This is a genomic window from Erythrobacter sp. S158, from assembly GCF_057364915.1.
In genome coordinates, this window is the sequence record NZ_CP200279.1 from 1,508,830 (window position 1) to 1,525,744 (window position 16,915).

Here is a 16,915-nt window from a genome sequence, read left to right on the forward strand (position 1 = left end):
GAACTATCCTTGATTGCCGCCAAAAAAGCGGAAGCCGACACCGCGCACGGTCACCAATTGCTCGCGCTTCATATCGAGTTTTTTGCGCAGCCTGCCGATATAAACATCGACCACATTAGTCAGCGGATCAGCGTGCGCGCCCCATACGGAATTGAGTATCCGTTCACGCGACAAAACCCGGTTCGGGTTAGAGAGAAGCAGAATAAGGATCTCGCGCTCCTTCTCTGTCACCTCCACCTCTTTCCCGTGAGCGAAGACCTGCATGGAATCCCGGTCAATTTCGATATGCCCGCCCGCCAGTCTGTTCGAGCTTGTCTCCCGATAATTCTCTGACTTGCCAGAGCGGCGATGCAACGCCTCAAGTCGTGCAACCAGTTCATCAAAATCAAAAGGTTTAACCAGATAGTCGTCTGCTCCGGTTTTCAGCCCTTTGACGCGCTGGTCCGTCTCGTCGAGAGCCGACAGGATCAGGATGGGAGTGTAGTTGCCATTCTCCCGCAGCGAACGACAAAACTCTATCCCATTCATTCCCGGGAGCATTACGTCGAGCAAGATCGCATCGAAGTTCTCATCTTCGAGGATTTCTCCCGCGAGCTCTGCCGAAGAGGCAGAAACCGTTGAGATGCCCTCGGCGCGAAGGCCGCGCGAGACAAAATCGGCGACCCGCGCCTCATCCTCAACCACAAGCACGTTCACGCGACGACCCTCACAGGAGCACGGAACGGCAGCGATATGACAAACCGTGAGCCAGATCCCTCTGTTCCTTCATAGGTGAGGGTTCCTCCATGGGCTTCGACAATCGATCGCGCCACGGGCAAGCCCAGGCCGCTACCGGCGCCATAGCGTTCGCTGGCGTTGGAGCCTCGGAAGAACCGCGAGAAGACATCGTCCACCTCATTCGTCGGAATACCTTCACCTTCATCCGCGACGGAGATCTCGTAACCGGATCGTGTGCGCGACAGCCCGACGGTAACAGGCGAAGCTCCATAAAGATGCGCATTCTCAAGCAGCACCAGAAGCACCTGGTGGATGCGCTTGTCGTCGAAACGAGCGGGCGCCTCATCCAGTTCACTAATAAACTCGAGTTTAAAGCCATCCTCGGAATAGATGTTTTGAAAGCGCTCCGTCGCGCTTTGAACCGCATCCGCCAGATCATTGTCCTGGAGGTCAAGGCGGCTTTCACCCGACTCCTGACGGGCCACGAACAGCAGGTCATCGACCAGCGATGCCGTGTGCTCGGCTGCCTCCTTCGCCTTGACCAGCGCCTCGCGATACTCGCCCGCGCTTTTCTCGCCGCCGCGCAATGCAACACCGGTTTCACCGCGAATGATGGTCAGCGGTGTGCGAAGCTCATGGCTCACATCCGCAAGCAGCTGACGACGCATCTCGACTTCACGATTGAGACGATCAAGCGCGACCTGAAGGTCAGCTGTGCGCTCGTTCACCAATCCCTCGAGTTCGTCTTTCGCTGCCCTTGCGCTTCGCTCGCGTGCGCCTGCGCGAATGGCCGCCTCGTTAAGCGCCTCGGACACGGAAGCTAGTTCATTTGGCAGATCGGTGGGCACTCTGTGATCCCAGTTGCCCGCGGCGATTTCCTTGGCGCCTCGCTCCAGCAGTCTCACTGGCCGATTGAGGTCACGGTTGATGAGAACGATGGCCAGAAGACCAACAATCAACGAGATCAATCCAATCAGGATCGAAACGATGGTGTAAGTGGCCATCAACTCGCGCGCTTCAGCCTTTGTTTCCTCAACCTCTTCAAGCTCCTCCAAGAGAGCTTCCTGGATCATTCGATTAAACTGACCGTCAATATCCGCGTCGATTGCGGAGGCGATTTCTCGCAATTGCGCTATGTCGGTCGCACCCTCATTCTGGGATAAACCAGTTTCATAGCGCTCAACCAGCACATCAAGACGGCGTTCGAGGTCGGCAAAGAACTGGAGCTCCTCAACCTCTTCGCTCCCGACGAGCTGTATCTCCGCGCCGATAATCCTGCGGATTTCCGCTATACTGGCGCGAATGCCAGCGACCAGGCGCGTCTGCTTGACTGAACCATCGGGCTGGCCCAGCACAAGATTATCGCCGAACTCTTTGAACAACTGATAAGTCTCGTTCGAGAGCCGCAAGTGGGCTTGATACGAACGGTTGGCCAGTTCCATCCGGTCGATATGGAAGCGGGCCTGGTTGCTGGTCCACACCGCCGCCCCAGCGCCCGCCGCTGCCATGGCCAGCAGCGCTCCATATGCCATCGTTGCCTTTGTAGTCAGTCTCATCGCGAATACCTGTCTTTCCACCAATATCGCAGGTTATGCGAATTGTTCCTGAACCCGTGTCAGGCTGCGCTTCGCATTCGCTTCACGGAACCATCGAGGATGTCTGCGAGCATGGTGCCTGCAAAGGCGCCATCCATCAATTGTTCGCGCGACACGATCTCAAAACCGCCCGCTGCACTCGCCTCGGCCGATGCCATGGGCGACAAGGAAATCATGCCAGATACAGCTGCCGGTTCGATGCCAATTTCACGCAGGTGCTTCACGCCGCCGACAGCGCTTACAGCATCGCCGCAAGCGTAGAAGTAGGCTGATGCTGCGTCGCGAAATGCGTTCGGCTCACAGAGCAGCTTGGCCGTTTCGGCCTGGTAGATGCCGTCTGCCAGTTCGACGACAGCAACTTCGGCTCCGCTCTTTTCGGCATCGCCTAAAAGATCAAGGAATGCTTCTTCTATGCGTGCGATCGGCTGCATGTAAGTCGAGGCAAGACCGGCATCGGTGAAGTCGGCCACGTAGTGAAGCCCCGCATCGGACATCGAGTTGTAGTCGCCAAAAGCGCCGGTGCCCGTGACCTTGATCCCGGCAACGTTGAAGCCTGCCTGGCGCAAGCCAAATGCGAGCGCTGCTGTCATGGTGGTCTTGCCGGCATTCATGGAAGAGCCAGTGACAACCAGAACCGGAATGCTTGGGCGGGTGCGGCTTTCGGCAATCGCGTATTGATTGACGTTGACCGGCTGACCATCGGCGCGCAGCAGGCGACCAACCGGGCGCAGACGGGTCGGCGCAGCGCGCAGTTGGTTTACATGACGCATCTTTCCGGCAACACCGCCACCTGCAAGAAGGTCGCAACTCTCTGCGCCGATTTCGGCAAGCCCTTCGAACTGATCGGGTGCATATCGCGCTGCGCACGCAACGACACCATAATCGCCGACATAGATTTCGGAAGGACGGCCGGTCGTCAGCTGAAAGCGCTTGTGATTGCCGATCTTCTCAACCTGCACCAGCAAGAGATCGCCGGGAGCCATTGCGCCAAAGTCTTGGTCCATTGTCGCAACATCGTTGCGATCGACGCGGCGCGTCGTGAAGGTCCATTTGGCATTGCCGGGGACCGGATTGGCATCCTCGCTTCTATTCGTATTCACCTTAATTACCTCCTGATGGACGGGGTTGTTTGACATCCCCTGATCTAGGCCATCAGCGTGAACCTGAATTGTCTGATCTCTGAACGAACGCCTTCGGAATCGTGAAAATTCTCTAAATTCAGGCAGTATTTTAATGCAGGAAAAACAGGCTGTTAATCTTCTTGAAATTTATGAGAGAACTCTAAATCGATCATGAAAATTGTCTTTGTGTCGTTGCGCAAAACGAGAGGGTGGATGCATCTCTTTGCTGTCAAATACGGAGGCAGCAATGCAACACTTCAATCGTCTCAGCGCCGCAATCGATACACAAGCGCTGCTCGAAGAGATCGCATCGGTCGATAACGCTTGGGGCCTTTCGACAGGGCGTCAGGAGAAAATCGCTGTGCAGCGCGAGGCGTTGGCAATTCCGATCCGGGGGCTTCGCAAGTCGGCCATGGCTGGACGCGAACGGCGCGATGTTCAGGAAAGCCGCTGGACCACAGGATCAACCAGTTTTCCGCAGGTGCGCAAACTGATCGAGTATTGGGCCCGCCGCACCGAATCTTTTCCGGGCCGCGCGAAGATCGTCTGTCTGCCTGCTGGCAGACGCGTATATCCGCACATTGACCGCGGTGAGTATTACCGCCTCCACAACCGCTATCACGCTGTTCTCAAGTCCTCCCAAGGCTCCTGGCTGAAGGCCGGAGAAGAAGAAATTCGTATGCGCGAAGGAGAGCTGTGGTGGTTCGACAACAAGCAGGTGCACGAAGCTCACAATGATGGAACGGAAGACCGGATCCATATCATTTTCGACCTGCTTCCCTCGCGTCTTGCAAGCGAGGCCTTTTCCTACACTGGTATGGAGGCAGCCTAATGTTCCTCGACCTCGATTTTCCGATTGCCCGCCCATCCCGGCTTCCTGAAACACTGCGAGCTGCCAATGCGGTTGATCGCATTCGTTTCCGCCCCCGCAGCGGGCCTGAAGAACTCGATTGCTGGATCTTCCAACCCCTGCATCGCGATGTTGCGGCGGCGCCAGTCATTGCCGTGCATGGCATTCAGCGTAAGGCGCGCGAGCAGGTCGAGCTGCTGACCGAACGCGCTCGCATGCAAGGCCGGGTCGTGATCGCACCATTGTTCGATAAAGCGCGCTGGCCGCGTTACCAGCAAGCGGTCGTGCGCGGTCGCGCTGACAAGGCGTTGCTTCGGCTCATCGCAGAGTTGGAGGCGGAAGGGGTTATGGTGTCACAAAGCTTCATATTCTCTGGCTTTTCCGGAGGAGCGCAATTCGTGCACCGTTTCGCAATGCTCTATCCGCAGCTCGTTGAACGGCTGATTGTCTCATCGCCTGGCTGGTACACGATGCCCGATAACAAGCTTTACCCGTATGGGCTTTCTGCGCCTGAGAACCGCCGCGCAGTGGACAGGCTTAAAGATAATCTGACATTGTTTCTGCAGCTTCCGATCACCGTCACTATTGGCGAGCGTGACGATAAGATCGACCCAAACGTGCGCAGCAACGAGCTCGTTGACGCACAGCAAGGTAAAACCCGGATGGAGCGAGCTCGATCTTGGACGCTCGACTTGCTTCAGCGGGCTGAGGGGCTTGGCATCGATGCAAATGTAAGGCTGGTTACGCTGGCGCGCTGTGGACACAGCTTCAAACGCTGCGTTCGACGCGGTGGCTTGGATGCGCTGATCCTTCCAAATCGTGCTTCCAGCACCCTAAGGCGTCCCGCACGAAAGCAATTCTGCGAGCTCGCCGCGTGAAGCCTCATCAGCCAATGCCACCCATAGCTGGAGCGAAGCGGGGGCGCAGGATCGCGCTCGTAGCGCTGTTTGCGCTCGGCCAGGCCGTCTGTTCCGCGATCGCCGCTTTTGCGACCCGCGATGTATTCCTTGCTCTGCGCAGCGATGTGCCCATGCCGATGATGGCGCTCATAGCCATCGCTCTCTCAGGCTTAGGGATCGCCGCCATGCGCATTGGTGAGCGAGTCATCGCCGAAAGCGTTGGTCAGCACTACGCAGCCGAACTGCGAAAAGAGCTGTTCACTCACCTTTCAAGCATCCCGGCAAGCATCGTGCGTGAGAAGCGTAGTGGCGGGCTCGCCTTGCGCTTTGTCGGCGATCTAAGTGCTGTGAAAGGCTGGGTCTCGCTTGGCCTCGCGCGGCTGATCTCCGCATCGATCGTTTTGCCCAGTGCTGCACTCGTTCTTTACCTCCTCGAGCCAGAGTTGGCCCTTGCTGCGATTGTTCCAATCGCGGTCGGGCTTGGCATCATGTCGATTCTCGGTTCCCGTCTGACCCCGCTTCACAAGAGGTTGCGAAGTCGGCGCGCGCGGCTGGCTGCGGACATGAGCGAACGCGTGCCCGTAGCTGCGGAATTGCGTCTTTTGGGAAGGCTCGAGATTGAGCAAAATAACCTGGCCAAGCGCACTGATCGTCTTGTCGAAGCCGCATTGCAACGCGCATTTTCTTCAGCGACTTTGCGCGCCATCCCCGATATCGCATCAGGGTGCGCCGGCGCAGCACTGCTGTTCTTCGCAATACGCTCGCAAACACCTGCACCGATTGTCGCAGGTGCGCTCGCTGCCCTGGGACTCATGGTGCAGCCGATGCGCTCTCTCGCTGGTGTCTGGGACAAGAACCGCGCATGGCAAGCGGCTCGCATAAAATGTGAACGCTTGCTCGCAATACCGCGCTACGCCGACGAGCAGCATGCCCCGTTCGCCAACAACGACGTCGAGCCCGAACTTGCATTCCGGGATGTATCCGCAGGGCGCTTGAAGAACGTCACTGTAGGCGTTGCCGCTGGCACGAGTGTTGCCATCGTCGGTGGGAACGGCGCAGGCAAATCGACACTGCTGCATCTTGCGGCCGGCATCGATAGGCCGGAGCGTGGACGTGTCACCATTGCAGGGGAAGAGCCTCAAAAGCTGCCTTCGGTAGATCGCCGAAACCTCATCGCCTTGATGAGCAAATCCTCACCGATCCTCGCGGGCAGTTTGCGACGAGCGCTGACGATGGGATCTGCAAAGCGTCCGAACGACGGAACCATCACCGCGATAGCTCACCAATTCGGACTTGGCAGCGTGATCGAGCGTCTTGGCGGGCTCGACGGCAAGGTTGCCGAGGGAGGACGTAACCTTTCATCGGGTGAGGTTCGCCGATTGTTGCTTGCGCGTGTGGCGCTGAGTAAAGCTCGATTTCTGTTGCTGGACGAGCCAGACGATGCGGTCGACGCGCGTGGCATTGAGCTGATCGCGAACCTTATCGAAGGCTCGTCTCAAGGAGCCCTGGTAATCACCCACAGCCTCACCTTGGCGCGACGCTGCGATGAGGTATGGGTGATCGAAGATGGTGAAATCTCTCTTCAAGGGTCACCTGGTCAAATACTGGCTCCGGGCAGCAGATGGGCCTGCCTGATGGGCGAAGGGAAAGCAGCCTGACAATGAGTAAAACTGGGGGCTCGCGCGCATTTTGCGCGAAATGGCCGTTAGCCTGTGCCGCGGCGATCGCATGCGTGTCACAACCGGCTCTGGCATCGGACGATGATGACGATAACGATGAGCCAGAACAGCAAGAAGTGCTGTTCGTGCTCGAGGAGGCATTTACACAAGAGAAAGGCGAATGGCAGATCGGCTTTGCCCTTTCGCAATCCCTTGAGGAAGGCAGCGAGCGCGAATGGGAAGCCGAGATCGAATACGGTCTCACCGAAAGACTCCAGATCGAAGCCGAGTTTGAATTCGAGCAGGAAAGCGGCGAGAACGAGATCGGCGATATTGAGCTTGGCCTTGCCTATGCCATCGTTGAATCGGAGGCCTCAGGCGAGCCCGAAGTCACCTTGGGCGCAGCAGTCTTGATCCCGTCCGGAGATGGTGAGGGGGACGCCAGCGGAGTGGGCTTTGAGCTCTCGCTTGCAGCCAGCCAAGAGGTGACCGAAGGTCTCTTCGCGCACGCCAACTTCGGGTATTCCGAAGCTGCAACAAGGGATTTCGGCGCCTTTCGTCTGGAGCAGAACGAATGGAGCGCGGGTGCAGCTCTTGCTTACAGTTTTGCAGACGAGTGGTTCGTGATTGGCGAGTATGAATTCGCACGAGAAGCCGAGAATGTCGGTGTCGGTGTAGAACGTGCATCGTCTCACACAGCCGCGTTAGGCGTTACAGGAGAAGTTGCCGAGGAATTCACCATCGGCTTGGGCGGTGCGTTCGTCAGTAACGGTGGTGAGGACTCCGCGCAGGTGCGGTTCCTGATGCAGGTCGAGTTTTAGGTTCTGTGCTGATCAATCATCGCACCAAAGCTCCAAGACGCCCGCTTTTGAGCTGCAGGGCTGAAATATAAATAAGTCATTATCGTTCTTCGTGGCCGAAATGGCTACGAAGAACGCCCGCTTACAGAAACAAGATCTCGGGTCGCTACGTCTTGGATTGGGGCGCGAAGCGGACGCGCGATTGAGCGTACGTAACTGGGTTGTGAGCCGAAAGGAGCTCTTGTTTGGTGAGGATCATAGGTGGCTGACCCAAAAGCGCCAAACTGCGCAGACGCGGCAATTCAGCGTAGTGCATGACGGTATTGATGCACTAGGGTGCTCAGCGAGCTCTCGCCTTTCACCAAGTTGCAGAAAAGGCATGCTGATGCCCCCGCGACGGCAACCGGTCTTCTCTCGCCCGACGCCCTCTTAGCTTCGCCACGATAACTACATCCTGATTGGGCTTGGGCATTTCCATCCCAACACCGTGCGATTTGTGCGATCATCCAGTGGCCACCCACAACAGAATCGATTGCGCCTCGACCTTCTGGAAAGCAATGGCAAACACGTTGGGCGACGAAAGCCATTCAAAAACGACCAATCTGGAGTTGTGAGTTATGCACCGCGCAGAGACCAGCTCAGGCCTTAATCGACTAACATTCTGCGCTGAAAAGCCAATCAAAGTTTGCGACGGCCGTATTGGCTAGCGAGGTTGCCACAATCACGGATCTCGGAACTCCATATTCAGCCTGAGTTTCGCCAAAATCCAGACGTTCAATTCGCGGTCCATCATAAAAGCGCCATTCGGCGATAGTCTTATCACCTACCAACTTCAATTTCTCGCGCGCGACACGAAGCTTGCTCGGATAATCGTTGGGATTTAGCCAATCGAACCAATCGATGCGATCCCGCATTTCTCCAGTAACATTCCACGCCTGACGCTTCGTTCCAGAAATGATCCTAGCGGCTCGAGCAATTGACGGCGCATCCGTAAGGACCGTTCTCAATTCGATCCCTCCGTGTTGTGCACGCGCCAAACACATGCATGTGAGCGCTTGCTGCAACGTCAGAGCTTCTCGACTAACGACCGCAGTCGGATTCTGAACAATGCCGATGATTTCCGTGAATTCGTGATTGGTGGCCGAGACCAGATTCTGGCATTCCGAACGCGAGATTTGCCTCTCAATAATGCGAGTGTTCTTCATCAAATTGTCCACGGGAAAAAGCACCCAGCACGGGCGCAGGAAAAATGTCTTAAGAGTGAGATCGGATCGTAGCGAAACACGAACCTAGTCTTTAGGATCGGCCCGCTAGTCTAAAGTCGCCAACCGACGGGTGCGCCCTGTGCCGCAACCCACCATGTGTTCAATTTCGCCAATAGCACTTTGGCCGTCGACACAAATCACGCTACCGGAGTATTTTACAGGTCCGAAAGTATACAACGAAAGCCGGAATTTGTCAAGAACAAATATAGAACAATTATCCAGACGGCAGAGCAATTCTCGCTACTTATCGCTGTGGTGGTCGATGTAGGGTAGAGCGAACGCCTTCCTCCTCAGGGCCGCAATCGAACTGCAGCATCATCACAGGTGTCTTGGCCATAACCTGGAATCTCGCTGCATAGCCCTCCAAGTTGAATGCGAGCGCCGTTCGATAGTCGTGCGAGTCAAAGTATCCTGTGTCGGTTGGCACGAACTCGAACCTGCGCGCATCTTTCTTCACCAAGAGCTGTTCACACCTTCCCTCTCCAAATAAGAAATTTGTCAGTCTTTGAGAGTTGGCGTGGACGTCGATGATCCATTCGACCGCTTCGGCCGGCCCATGGACCACGCAGACCGCTGGATTATTTGTCAGTGCGAGTTGCATGATCTTTTCGGCGCATGATTGCCCGAGCTCAGAGCTATGTTTGGGCGCCAACCCAAAGCGAGAAAGATCATAGCGCACCATTATCTCTGCCGCCTCGATCGCGAGGTAGGTTCCGCCGCGATCTGAGATCGAGCGGATGTGCCCCCTCGACCGCCAAAGACGGACAAGATCTTGCGACATGCCAGCCAGTTGGGCGACCTCCGATGTGGTGAACTGGCCATAAGACATAGATGGTAGGTGAAATGCCATAGGTTCCTCGCTGCGTCAGCGCTATCAGTCGACCAACTCCGCGCCAATGATACGGAAAGTAGTTCTTTCGCGCACTTTTTGTCGTGCCGAGTACGGAGAATTGCCGCTTTACCCCTTCAAGCAAGTGATCCGATTCGGGACAGAACTTCGATTTGTTCGGCTCTTACTCTTGATAGAGCACCTACTCTCTAGCATTTGCGTATCACTGATACGTTAAAGTGGAAAAGGAGAGTGAAATTGGCAAAAGACTCATGTCAGCGGAGCGAGAGTTCTGGTTTGAAGGCAAGCTCATCCGTCGAAGAGATGCCGCTGAATATCCGTGACGGAGGGGATCATGCCTTGCAGTCGAATGCCGAACGCCTGAGTCTCATCCCTGACGCACGCCCAACTCGGACGTGGCATCCGGGCGAAGTTTGGGTTGGGAGGGATGGCATTTTCCCAAAGAATTCGAAGTGTCTCAACATCTTCGCACCATTCGAGAGCACCCTCGAAGCGATAGCGCACCAATTGCTCGCGACCGATTATCGCATCAAAAGGTACGTGTGTCAGCCGCCCCCACTTCAGTACTGGATGCCGGATGGACAGGACGGACAACGGCCTCACAGTTACACGCCAGATTTCGTAGCCGAGACTCGCAACAACCGTCTGATCGTCATCGATGCAAAGGCGAAGCGGTTTGCCGAAAGTGAAACTTGGGTGCGGCGCGAGCCATACATTCGCGCCGCTTACAAAAACGATCACAGCGCAGACTTTATCGTTTGGACCGAGATCGTACTTTATGCGCAGCCTCGTCTCGCGAACGCGCGTAGTCTTTATCGTCACCGTTTCGCTGAGCCAGATTGCAATCTTGGCGTCTACCTAACCTGCTTGTTGAGCAAACTCGGCGGATCTTCAACGATCGGAGAGCTTTGCGCGGAGTTTCATATTGAACACGGCGGCCAGGAGAAGGATGCATTCGGAGCGATCATGAAGCTCGCCATGGACGGAGTGATCGAGCTTGATGCTTCCCGTAAGTATGACCGTAGGACCACGGTCGCGTTCCGGAGTGTCGCTGAATGAGCCTGGCGCACACTCCTGAAGACACAAGAGCGATTGTCCCGCTACAGCCTCGCCTACGCATTGAGATTGGCGACTTTATCGAGATCGAAGGCGGCACGTTCCTCGTACAGCAACGTCAGCGCAACAGTCTTGTGCTCATCGACACATCGAATAATGAAGTGCAAGTCTTGACTGATACCAAGCTCCGCCGGCTCCTTGGCGAACGCCTACTGGCGTATCGCTCGCGGCATCAAAAGCGGGCACCGCTTTCTCCGCTCGCGCCCGCGGTGTTCGACCAAAAGCATCGCAACGCACTCGAACGCAAGCATGCATACGTCAAATATGCGATCAACCATCCGGAGGGATATAGGAATATCAAACCCTGGTTGGCGAAGCGTATCGCTGAAATCGCAGAGCAACTTGCAGATCAGCACCCTCCTTCACCTGGGGCTCTTATCAATTGGAAGAAGCTTCGTGACGCAGACTATGAATCAATTGGCATCGCTGCGTATTCTCCGCGGCACGACCTGAAAGGCAAACGTGGCTCAAGGCTCCTCGAACCACAAATGAGAGCGATCGAAGCTGGTATCGATCGCTATCTGCAGGGCGGGACTGCCAAAGCCGCCTACGTAGAAGTCGAGCAATGGATCCGCGAGTTTAATGAATCGCGTGAAGGGCATGCGTATTGCGAGAAAGCGCCGGAGAAGTTTCTGAAACGGTGCGGCAAGCTCATAGCGCCTAGTTTGAGCACCTTCGAACGAGAGATCAACAAGGTTTCGCCTGCCGTTCGCGATTCAGGTCGGGTTGGCATCTACTATGCGCGGAAAAAATATGGCACCTTCCAAAAGCGGGTGTTGCCCAACCGCCCCTACGAGGAAGTAGAGGTCGATTTTACCCCCATCGATCTCATTTTGGTTGGCTAGAACGCGACCGTTTTGGGGAGGCCACATCTTATCGTATTCCTAGATCGTGCGACGTGTATGATCCTAGGCTTCTCAGTATCCTTCGAAGTGCCAAGCTACGCTGCCGTCTTGGAGGGATTACGACATACCATCTACCCGAAGGAAATTGCTCACATCGATGGCCTTCTGAATGAGCACTGGCCCTGCATGGGCCGTGTCGAACGGCTCTACATCGACAATGGCCGCGAATTCGCGAATGGGCACCTTTTGCATGCCGCACCAGAGCTCGGGTTCGAAATCCATCGTCTCCCGCCGCGCACGCCTTGGTTGAAAGGGGCTGTCGAGCGCTTCTTCAGGGAGGTGGCAGGATTCTCACATATGTTCCCTGGTACCACTCACTCCAACGCAGTGGAGCATCGAAAGTACGAGGAGAATGAGGAACCTGTCTTCACGCTTGCAGAATTTCGGGATCTGCTGACGAAATGGATTGTCGAAGTCTACCATCGTCAGCGCAACAGAATGCTGGGACGTGTGCCTGGTGTTGGACGAGCACCACTCGATGCTTGGCGTGACAAACTTGATGCGTGGGATTGTCCACGCCTCCCCAGTAAGGATCTTTTTGTTGCCCTTGCTGGGGAGCGTGAGCAACGCACCGTTCAAAAGGACGGGGTGACTTGGGATCATATTCAGTATTGGGCACCGACGCTGGACCAGATCATGGCCCATCCACAACACTCGCTTAAATCCCGCTCCGGCATCTCGGCGAAATATGATGTTCATCGGGATCCGTACGACCTCTCCAGGATCTATCTTTTCGATCGCCACAATGGCGAGACATTGGAGCTTCCCGCTGTTGAAAGATGGGCGGAGTACACCGTCGGGCTGACAGCCTTCCAACATCGGCTTTGTCGTGAGGACGAGCTCATCCGCGAAGAGAATCGGAGCGACCCTGAAGCTCTCTCGAAAACGCGCGCGAAACTTATTGAAGCTGCGCGCGGCATTCTCCGCTCAGGTGGAAGAAAGAAGATCGAACGACGCGTTACGCGGCTTATGTATGGAAGATCCGCTAAACCGATGATGAGTGAAATCAGGGCCGAAGCGCTAGTGTCTGGTGTGGGAACTGAACCACTGCCGCTCAGCAGTGTCGTGCCGGAGCAAAAGAGGGTCGCCGGTAGAGGGACACCCAGTTCAATCGATATGGATCATCCTGACCAGGCATCAGGCGAACATTCGCTCGTCGGAAATCAAGATGATGACCTCGACGAGATTAGAAACCTTGCATCGAAGGTAAAGGCAGGAAGGAGGAACCATGGCTGATCACGAAGTTCTGGAACGGCAAAGGTCGATCGAACAGATCTTCGTCGACCATGCGACGCATCAAGAGGCCACGACGGCGATCGAGCGATTTTATCGCCCCGTCATCGGCGGCGAGCATTCGCGCGGGAAAATTTGCGCACTTATTGGACAAAGCCGTGCTGGCAAGACGTTTGCCGCCAAGGAGGTGCTGGACCGCTATCCGTCTACGATCGGTGATGGGGGAGTAAAACACAGAATTTTGCTGGTCGACTGTCCCATCGAAGGAGGCAATCGCGCCATAATCGAAAGTGTCGCTTCTGCTCTCTCAATGAAGACGTCGCTCAGGGTGACGAATTCCAATCTCATCGAAGCCGTCTTGCGCCGGTTGAAGGACGCTGAGGTCGAATTCATCATTTTCGACGAAGCCCAAGAGCTTTTCCCCGACAACAACGAAAGGGTTCTCAGTTTTGCCCGCAAGTTCCTGCGCAAGATGCTCAATCCCAACCAATTGAGTATTCTTTGCATCGGCCTGCCCGAAACTTACAACGTCATTGCAAATGACCCGCAGCTCATCGGTCGCGGCGGTCTGCCGCACAAGTGGCTTTCCTTCTACGATTGGTCGGAGCCGGATGGCCGGAAGCAATTCCGGGTGTTGTGTCAGAAATTTGACGATGAAATGCCGTTTGACGCGTCTGGCTTCGCCGAGATGGACTTTGCTCATCGACTTTTCAAAGCCACCAAGGGCTGTGTTGGCGCGCTAAAGGATTACATGGTTGCTGCTGGTCACTTCGCATTGAACGAGCAGTCGGATTCCATTTCGCTCGAGCATTTCGCAGATGCTTACGACCAAAGAAGGAGGCCTTCGGATACATCCAATCCATTCCGGGCGACTGGTGCGTGATGTTGGCGACCTGTCAAATCAATTCGGAAACGAAGCTCCAAGATCCCACAGATCTTCCAATGTCCGTGTGGCCTTCGGAAATCCTGAGCGACGAGCCAGTTTATGGATGGATGCAACGTGCAGCGGCGCTGAATGGCGTGTGCAGCACGAAGAGTTTCTATGAGAGCCTCGGACTGAATGGAAAAAATCTTGATCACTCGGAGATGCTCGAATTAGCCGAACAATTGCCGATACGTAATCTTCAAGAGTTGAGACCTAACACCCCAATCCAGAATGCAGATGGTATCACGTTAAGGGGTCATGAGCTGGCTTTGAACACGGCATTGAAAAGTCAGCGGCGCGTGTGTCCTAAGTGTCTCAGCGAGAGCCGGCACATCCGGTTTTGGTTTGACATTATGCCGATTGTCTCATGTCCAATCCACGACGTCGAATTGATTGAGGGTCTCCGAGAGGATCCGCTGGATTTTCGTTGTTCTGAGATCGGATGGACGAAGAGTGGAGTCCAGATATCTCGAGAGCATGCAAAATCACGGCAAGCCTCGGACCTCGATCGCTGGGTCGCAGACAGATTGGGCGTTCAACGGTGGGAGAATAGCAAGCGATTTCGCGGAGCGTCGGTGCGCGACGTGCTCTACACAGCGACATGTATCGGGCGCACATTCGCGGGCAGGCAACTCACCTCAAGAAATGCAGCTAGTTTCAGAAGGTACGCTCAGCTTGGGTTCTCTCCCCTTATCGGGGGGTGCGACGCCCTCATCGAGTTTTTCGCTTCGGCAGAATGGTTGCGTGCGGGAGCAGATCGCGCAGAAATACGATCGCAGAGTTCTAACGCCTCCTATCGGCTAAGGCACACTCGTTCTAAGTATCTGCGCGAAATGGTTGCAAAAGCTTTCGCTGAAGCGAGGATTAAAGCCGGGGTCGCCATTCCAACAGGTCATCTTGCTGACTACGACGGCTCAGACGGGGCATTGACGCTTAAGACAGCAAGTCAGGTTATCGAAATGAACCCTAAGACGCTCAAGCAGCTTTTGGAAGAGATTGCCGACGGTGTCATCCAATGTCCACGCTCCAAGGTTATGAGGGTCCCTGTGGAGGATATTGAAGCCGTGCGCCGCCATATCGCGATGACATTGAGCGAAGATGAGGCTGCATCATCGCTGGGCTGCACCGTCAGAGATCTTGATTTCGAGGTTAGCGCCAAGCGTTTGCGAGTTTTGTACCGTGTTAATGGAAAACGCCATTACTCACCTTCAAGCATCAAGAAAATCCAACCTTTTTTGGCTAGAATCAACAGGGCCGGAGTCGCGCTTTGAGTTGTGAACGATCAATGCCCGCCGGGAACTCTCGGGCCGTTGATTCTACCAGTTAGCCAAGCTCTACTGCAGCTTTCAGATCGTGCTAAAGATGCTTCTAGCATCCGGAATTTTGCAAATAACCAACTCTTCAGCGGCAGATTTCGGAACAGTTGGATGAACCACTGCGCATCGCGAACTTATCCAAGCTCAGCAACATTCATATGCTCTCGCGTCAACAAGCCCTGAGCCATTTGGCAAGTTAATCTTTCTCGACCAGCTGCGAATAAATTGTCCATCTATCTTTGGCTTTGTCGGACCATTATCCAACATTCTCTGACCGCGAAGCCAAGCAACTTTGAAGTTCCTTAATCTAAACCCTTGTTTTAATTGACCCCCTATCCAAACAGCTTTGACGTCCTACAACACATCCTGCCAGAACCTAGACGATCCGATCGGCAACGAGGCCGAGCGCGATCGTCAACAATCCCAAACCGACCGACAATTGCACTCTTAGCTGCATGAAATCCTTCGCAGCAAAATCGAGCCAGCGGTCGACCAAGGGAGAAAGCACGATCAGCGCGCCGAGGTAGAGCAGCGCCGGTCCCGGCCAATCCCATCCGAAGCTCCACGGTAGAAACAGCGCCACCGCAATCAGGCTGGGCATGACCGAGACCAGGTATGCTCCAGCTCCGCCCTTGCCGCTCGCGATGGATTGTCCCCACCACACTCCGCCAAGAAAGCTGAAGATCGCCGCTGCATAAGCAAATCCGCCAGCCAGAGCTGTGTAGGCGTATTCATGGCCCGTAGCAGCCAGCGTCACGCAGATGATCTGCGGCAACAGGCCTGCATAGCCGAGCCAACGTGATGCGGGGGTTAGCGAAGTGGTGCTGTCCATAGTCTTGTCCGATTACTCAGTCTTGCGGCCCTAAGCCAATTGGGTCACTCCTGTGAACCATGGATATGTTTGATCTTTCAGGCCGCACGGCTGTCGTCACCGGCGGCAATTCCGGGATCGGTCTTTCGATGGCCAGAGGCCTCGCCAAAGCAGGAGCCGATGTAGCCATCTGGGCACGAGATACGCAGATGAATGCCTCTGCGGTTTCAGAGCTCGATGCTTTGGGTTCCGGAGAGGTGATCGCGTGCGCCTGCGATGTCACTGATGAGACGACGATTGAAACTGCCACTCAAGACACGCTCGACGCGTTAGGCCGGATAGATGCAGTCTTCGCCAATGCGGGACGTTCAGGTGCCGGAACGCGGATTCCCGACATCACTGCCGAAGGTTGGGACACCACGATGGCGGTCAACACACGGGGCGCAGCGCTCACCTACAAGCACGTATCGCGTCACATGATCGAGCGGGCGGAAAGGGGCGACCCCGGCGGTAAACTCATCGTCACCTCCTCGGATCAGTCGATCATGGGAGTGAACAAAAGTTCCGATTACGCGGCATCGAAGGCTGCGGTGAATGGTCTCACGCGTGGCGCCGCTTTCGAACTCGCTCGATATGGCATCACCGCCAATGCGCTTCTTTTCGGATTTTACGAAACGCCGCTGACGGCGGTTGCCAATCCGAAGTTCGGCGAGTGGATTGCAAAACGCGTCCCTCTTGGCCGGTTCGGCGATCACGATGGACTGGAAGGCTTGGCAGTCTTCTTCGCCTCATCGCACAGCGACTACATTACTGGGCAGAGTCTACCGGTCGACGGGGGCTTGTGCATCAGCTGA

At 55.5% G+C, this 16,915-nt stretch carries 16 protein-coding genes; 10 read left to right on the forward strand and 6 right to left on the reverse strand.

Annotated features, from left to right (window positions below; genetic code table 11):
• Positions 1-3: 3 nt before the first annotated feature.
• From AC0V6T_RS07500 to AC0V6T_RS07510, 3 genes are read right to left on the reverse strand one after another with little or no spacing between them, the layout of a single operon-like run.
• Complete coding sequence (locus tag AC0V6T_RS07500; RefSeq protein WP_486125673.1) at positions 4-696, reverse strand: response regulator transcription factor; 693 nt, start codon at positions 694-696, stop codon at positions 4-6.
• Entirely contained in the window at positions 693-2,273 is a 1,581-nt protein-coding gene (locus AC0V6T_RS07505) for a sensor histidine kinase (RefSeq protein ID WP_486125675.1), read from the reverse strand. The genes AC0V6T_RS07500 and AC0V6T_RS07505 overlap by 4 nt, the downstream gene beginning before the upstream one ends.
• A gap of 59 nt (positions 2,274-2,332) precedes the next feature.
• Positions 2,333-3,412 (reverse strand): P-loop NTPase family protein, encoded by a 1,080-nt coding sequence (locus AC0V6T_RS07510; RefSeq protein WP_486125677.1) that lies wholly within the window; start codon positions 3,410-3,412, stop codon positions 2,333-2,335.
• A gap of 268 nt (positions 3,413-3,680) precedes the next feature.
• On the opposite strand from AC0V6T_RS07510, the gene AC0V6T_RS07515 reads away from it, so the two are divergent.
• The 4 genes from AC0V6T_RS07515 to AC0V6T_RS07530 all read left to right on the forward strand — a co-directional run bounded on the left by AC0V6T_RS07515 (position 3,681) and on the right by AC0V6T_RS07530 (position 7,661).
• Complete coding sequence (locus AC0V6T_RS07515) at positions 3,681-4,265, forward strand: aspartyl/asparaginyl beta-hydroxylase domain-containing protein (protein WP_486125679.1); 585 nt, start codon at positions 3,681-3,683, stop codon at positions 4,263-4,265.
• Complete coding sequence (locus AC0V6T_RS07520) at positions 4,265-5,161, forward strand: alpha/beta hydrolase (protein ID WP_486125681.1); 897 nt, start codon at positions 4,265-4,267, stop codon at positions 5,159-5,161. Before AC0V6T_RS07515 ends, AC0V6T_RS07520 begins: the two co-directional genes overlap by 1 nt.
• A gap of 14 nt (positions 5,162-5,175) precedes the next feature.
• Positions 5,176-6,840 carry an ATP-binding cassette domain-containing protein gene (locus AC0V6T_RS07525; protein ID WP_486125683.1) on the forward strand — a complete coding sequence of 555 codons (1,665 nt, stop codon included), beginning with the start codon at positions 5,176-5,178 and terminating at the stop codon, positions 6,838-6,840.
• A 74-nt stretch (positions 6,841-6,914) separates the two neighbouring features.
• Positions 6,915-7,661, forward strand: a complete 747-nt coding sequence (locus tag AC0V6T_RS07530; RefSeq protein ID WP_486125685.1) for a transporter — start codon at positions 6,915-6,917, stop codon at positions 7,659-7,661.
• A gap of 632 nt (positions 7,662-8,293) precedes the next feature.
• Here AC0V6T_RS07530 and AC0V6T_RS07535 read toward each other — a convergent pair.
• Positions 8,294-8,845 carry a hypothetical protein gene (locus AC0V6T_RS07535; protein WP_486125687.1) on the reverse strand — a complete coding sequence of 184 codons (552 nt, stop codon included), beginning with the start codon at positions 8,843-8,845 and terminating at the stop codon, positions 8,294-8,296.
• 304 nt (positions 8,846-9,149) lie between these two features.
• On the reverse strand, positions 9,150-9,755 hold the full coding sequence (locus AC0V6T_RS07540) for a hypothetical protein (RefSeq protein ID WP_486125689.1): 606 nt from the start codon (positions 9,753-9,755) through the stop codon (positions 9,150-9,152).
• A 231-nt stretch (positions 9,756-9,986) separates the two neighbouring features.
• Here AC0V6T_RS07540 and AC0V6T_RS07545 point away from each other — a divergent pair, with 231 nt between their 5' ends.
• The 5 genes from AC0V6T_RS07545 (at position 9,987) to AC0V6T_RS07565 (ending at position 15,205) form a co-directional block, all read left to right on the forward strand.
• A complete protein-coding gene (locus AC0V6T_RS07545) occupies positions 9,987-10,814 on the forward strand; it encodes a hypothetical protein (RefSeq protein WP_486125691.1) in 828 nt (275 codons plus the stop codon).
• On the forward strand, positions 10,811-11,716 hold the full coding sequence (locus AC0V6T_RS07550) for a hypothetical protein (protein WP_486125693.1): 906 nt from the start codon (positions 10,811-10,813) through the stop codon (positions 11,714-11,716). The genes AC0V6T_RS07545 and AC0V6T_RS07550 overlap by 4 nt, the downstream gene beginning before the upstream one ends.
• A gap of 186 nt (positions 11,717-11,902) precedes the next feature.
• Positions 11,903-13,012, forward strand: coding sequence for a Mu transposase C-terminal domain-containing protein (locus AC0V6T_RS07555; RefSeq protein ID WP_486125695.1), 1,110 nt, complete (start codon positions 11,903-11,905; stop codon positions 13,010-13,012).
• Complete coding sequence (locus AC0V6T_RS07560; protein ID WP_486125697.1) at positions 13,005-13,892, forward strand: TniB family NTP-binding protein; 888 nt, start codon at positions 13,005-13,007, stop codon at positions 13,890-13,892. The genes AC0V6T_RS07555 and AC0V6T_RS07560 overlap by 8 nt, the downstream gene beginning before the upstream one ends.
• 59 nt (positions 13,893-13,951) lie before the next feature.
• Positions 13,952-15,205: a TniQ family protein gene (locus AC0V6T_RS07565; protein WP_486125699.1), complete on the forward strand. Its 1,254-nt coding sequence runs from the start codon at positions 13,952-13,954 to the stop codon at positions 15,203-15,205.
• A 421-nt stretch (positions 15,206-15,626) separates the two neighbouring features.
• On the opposite strand, the gene AC0V6T_RS07570 is transcribed toward AC0V6T_RS07565, so the two are convergent.
• A complete protein-coding gene (locus AC0V6T_RS07570; RefSeq protein WP_486125701.1) occupies positions 15,627-16,082 on the reverse strand; it encodes a DUF3429 domain-containing protein in 456 nt (151 codons plus the stop codon).
• A 59-nt stretch (positions 16,083-16,141) separates the two neighbouring features.
• On the opposite strand from AC0V6T_RS07570, the gene AC0V6T_RS07575 reads away from it, so the two are divergent.
• Positions 16,142-16,915, forward strand: coding sequence for an SDR family NAD(P)-dependent oxidoreductase (locus AC0V6T_RS07575; protein WP_486125703.1), 774 nt, complete (start codon positions 16,142-16,144; stop codon positions 16,913-16,915).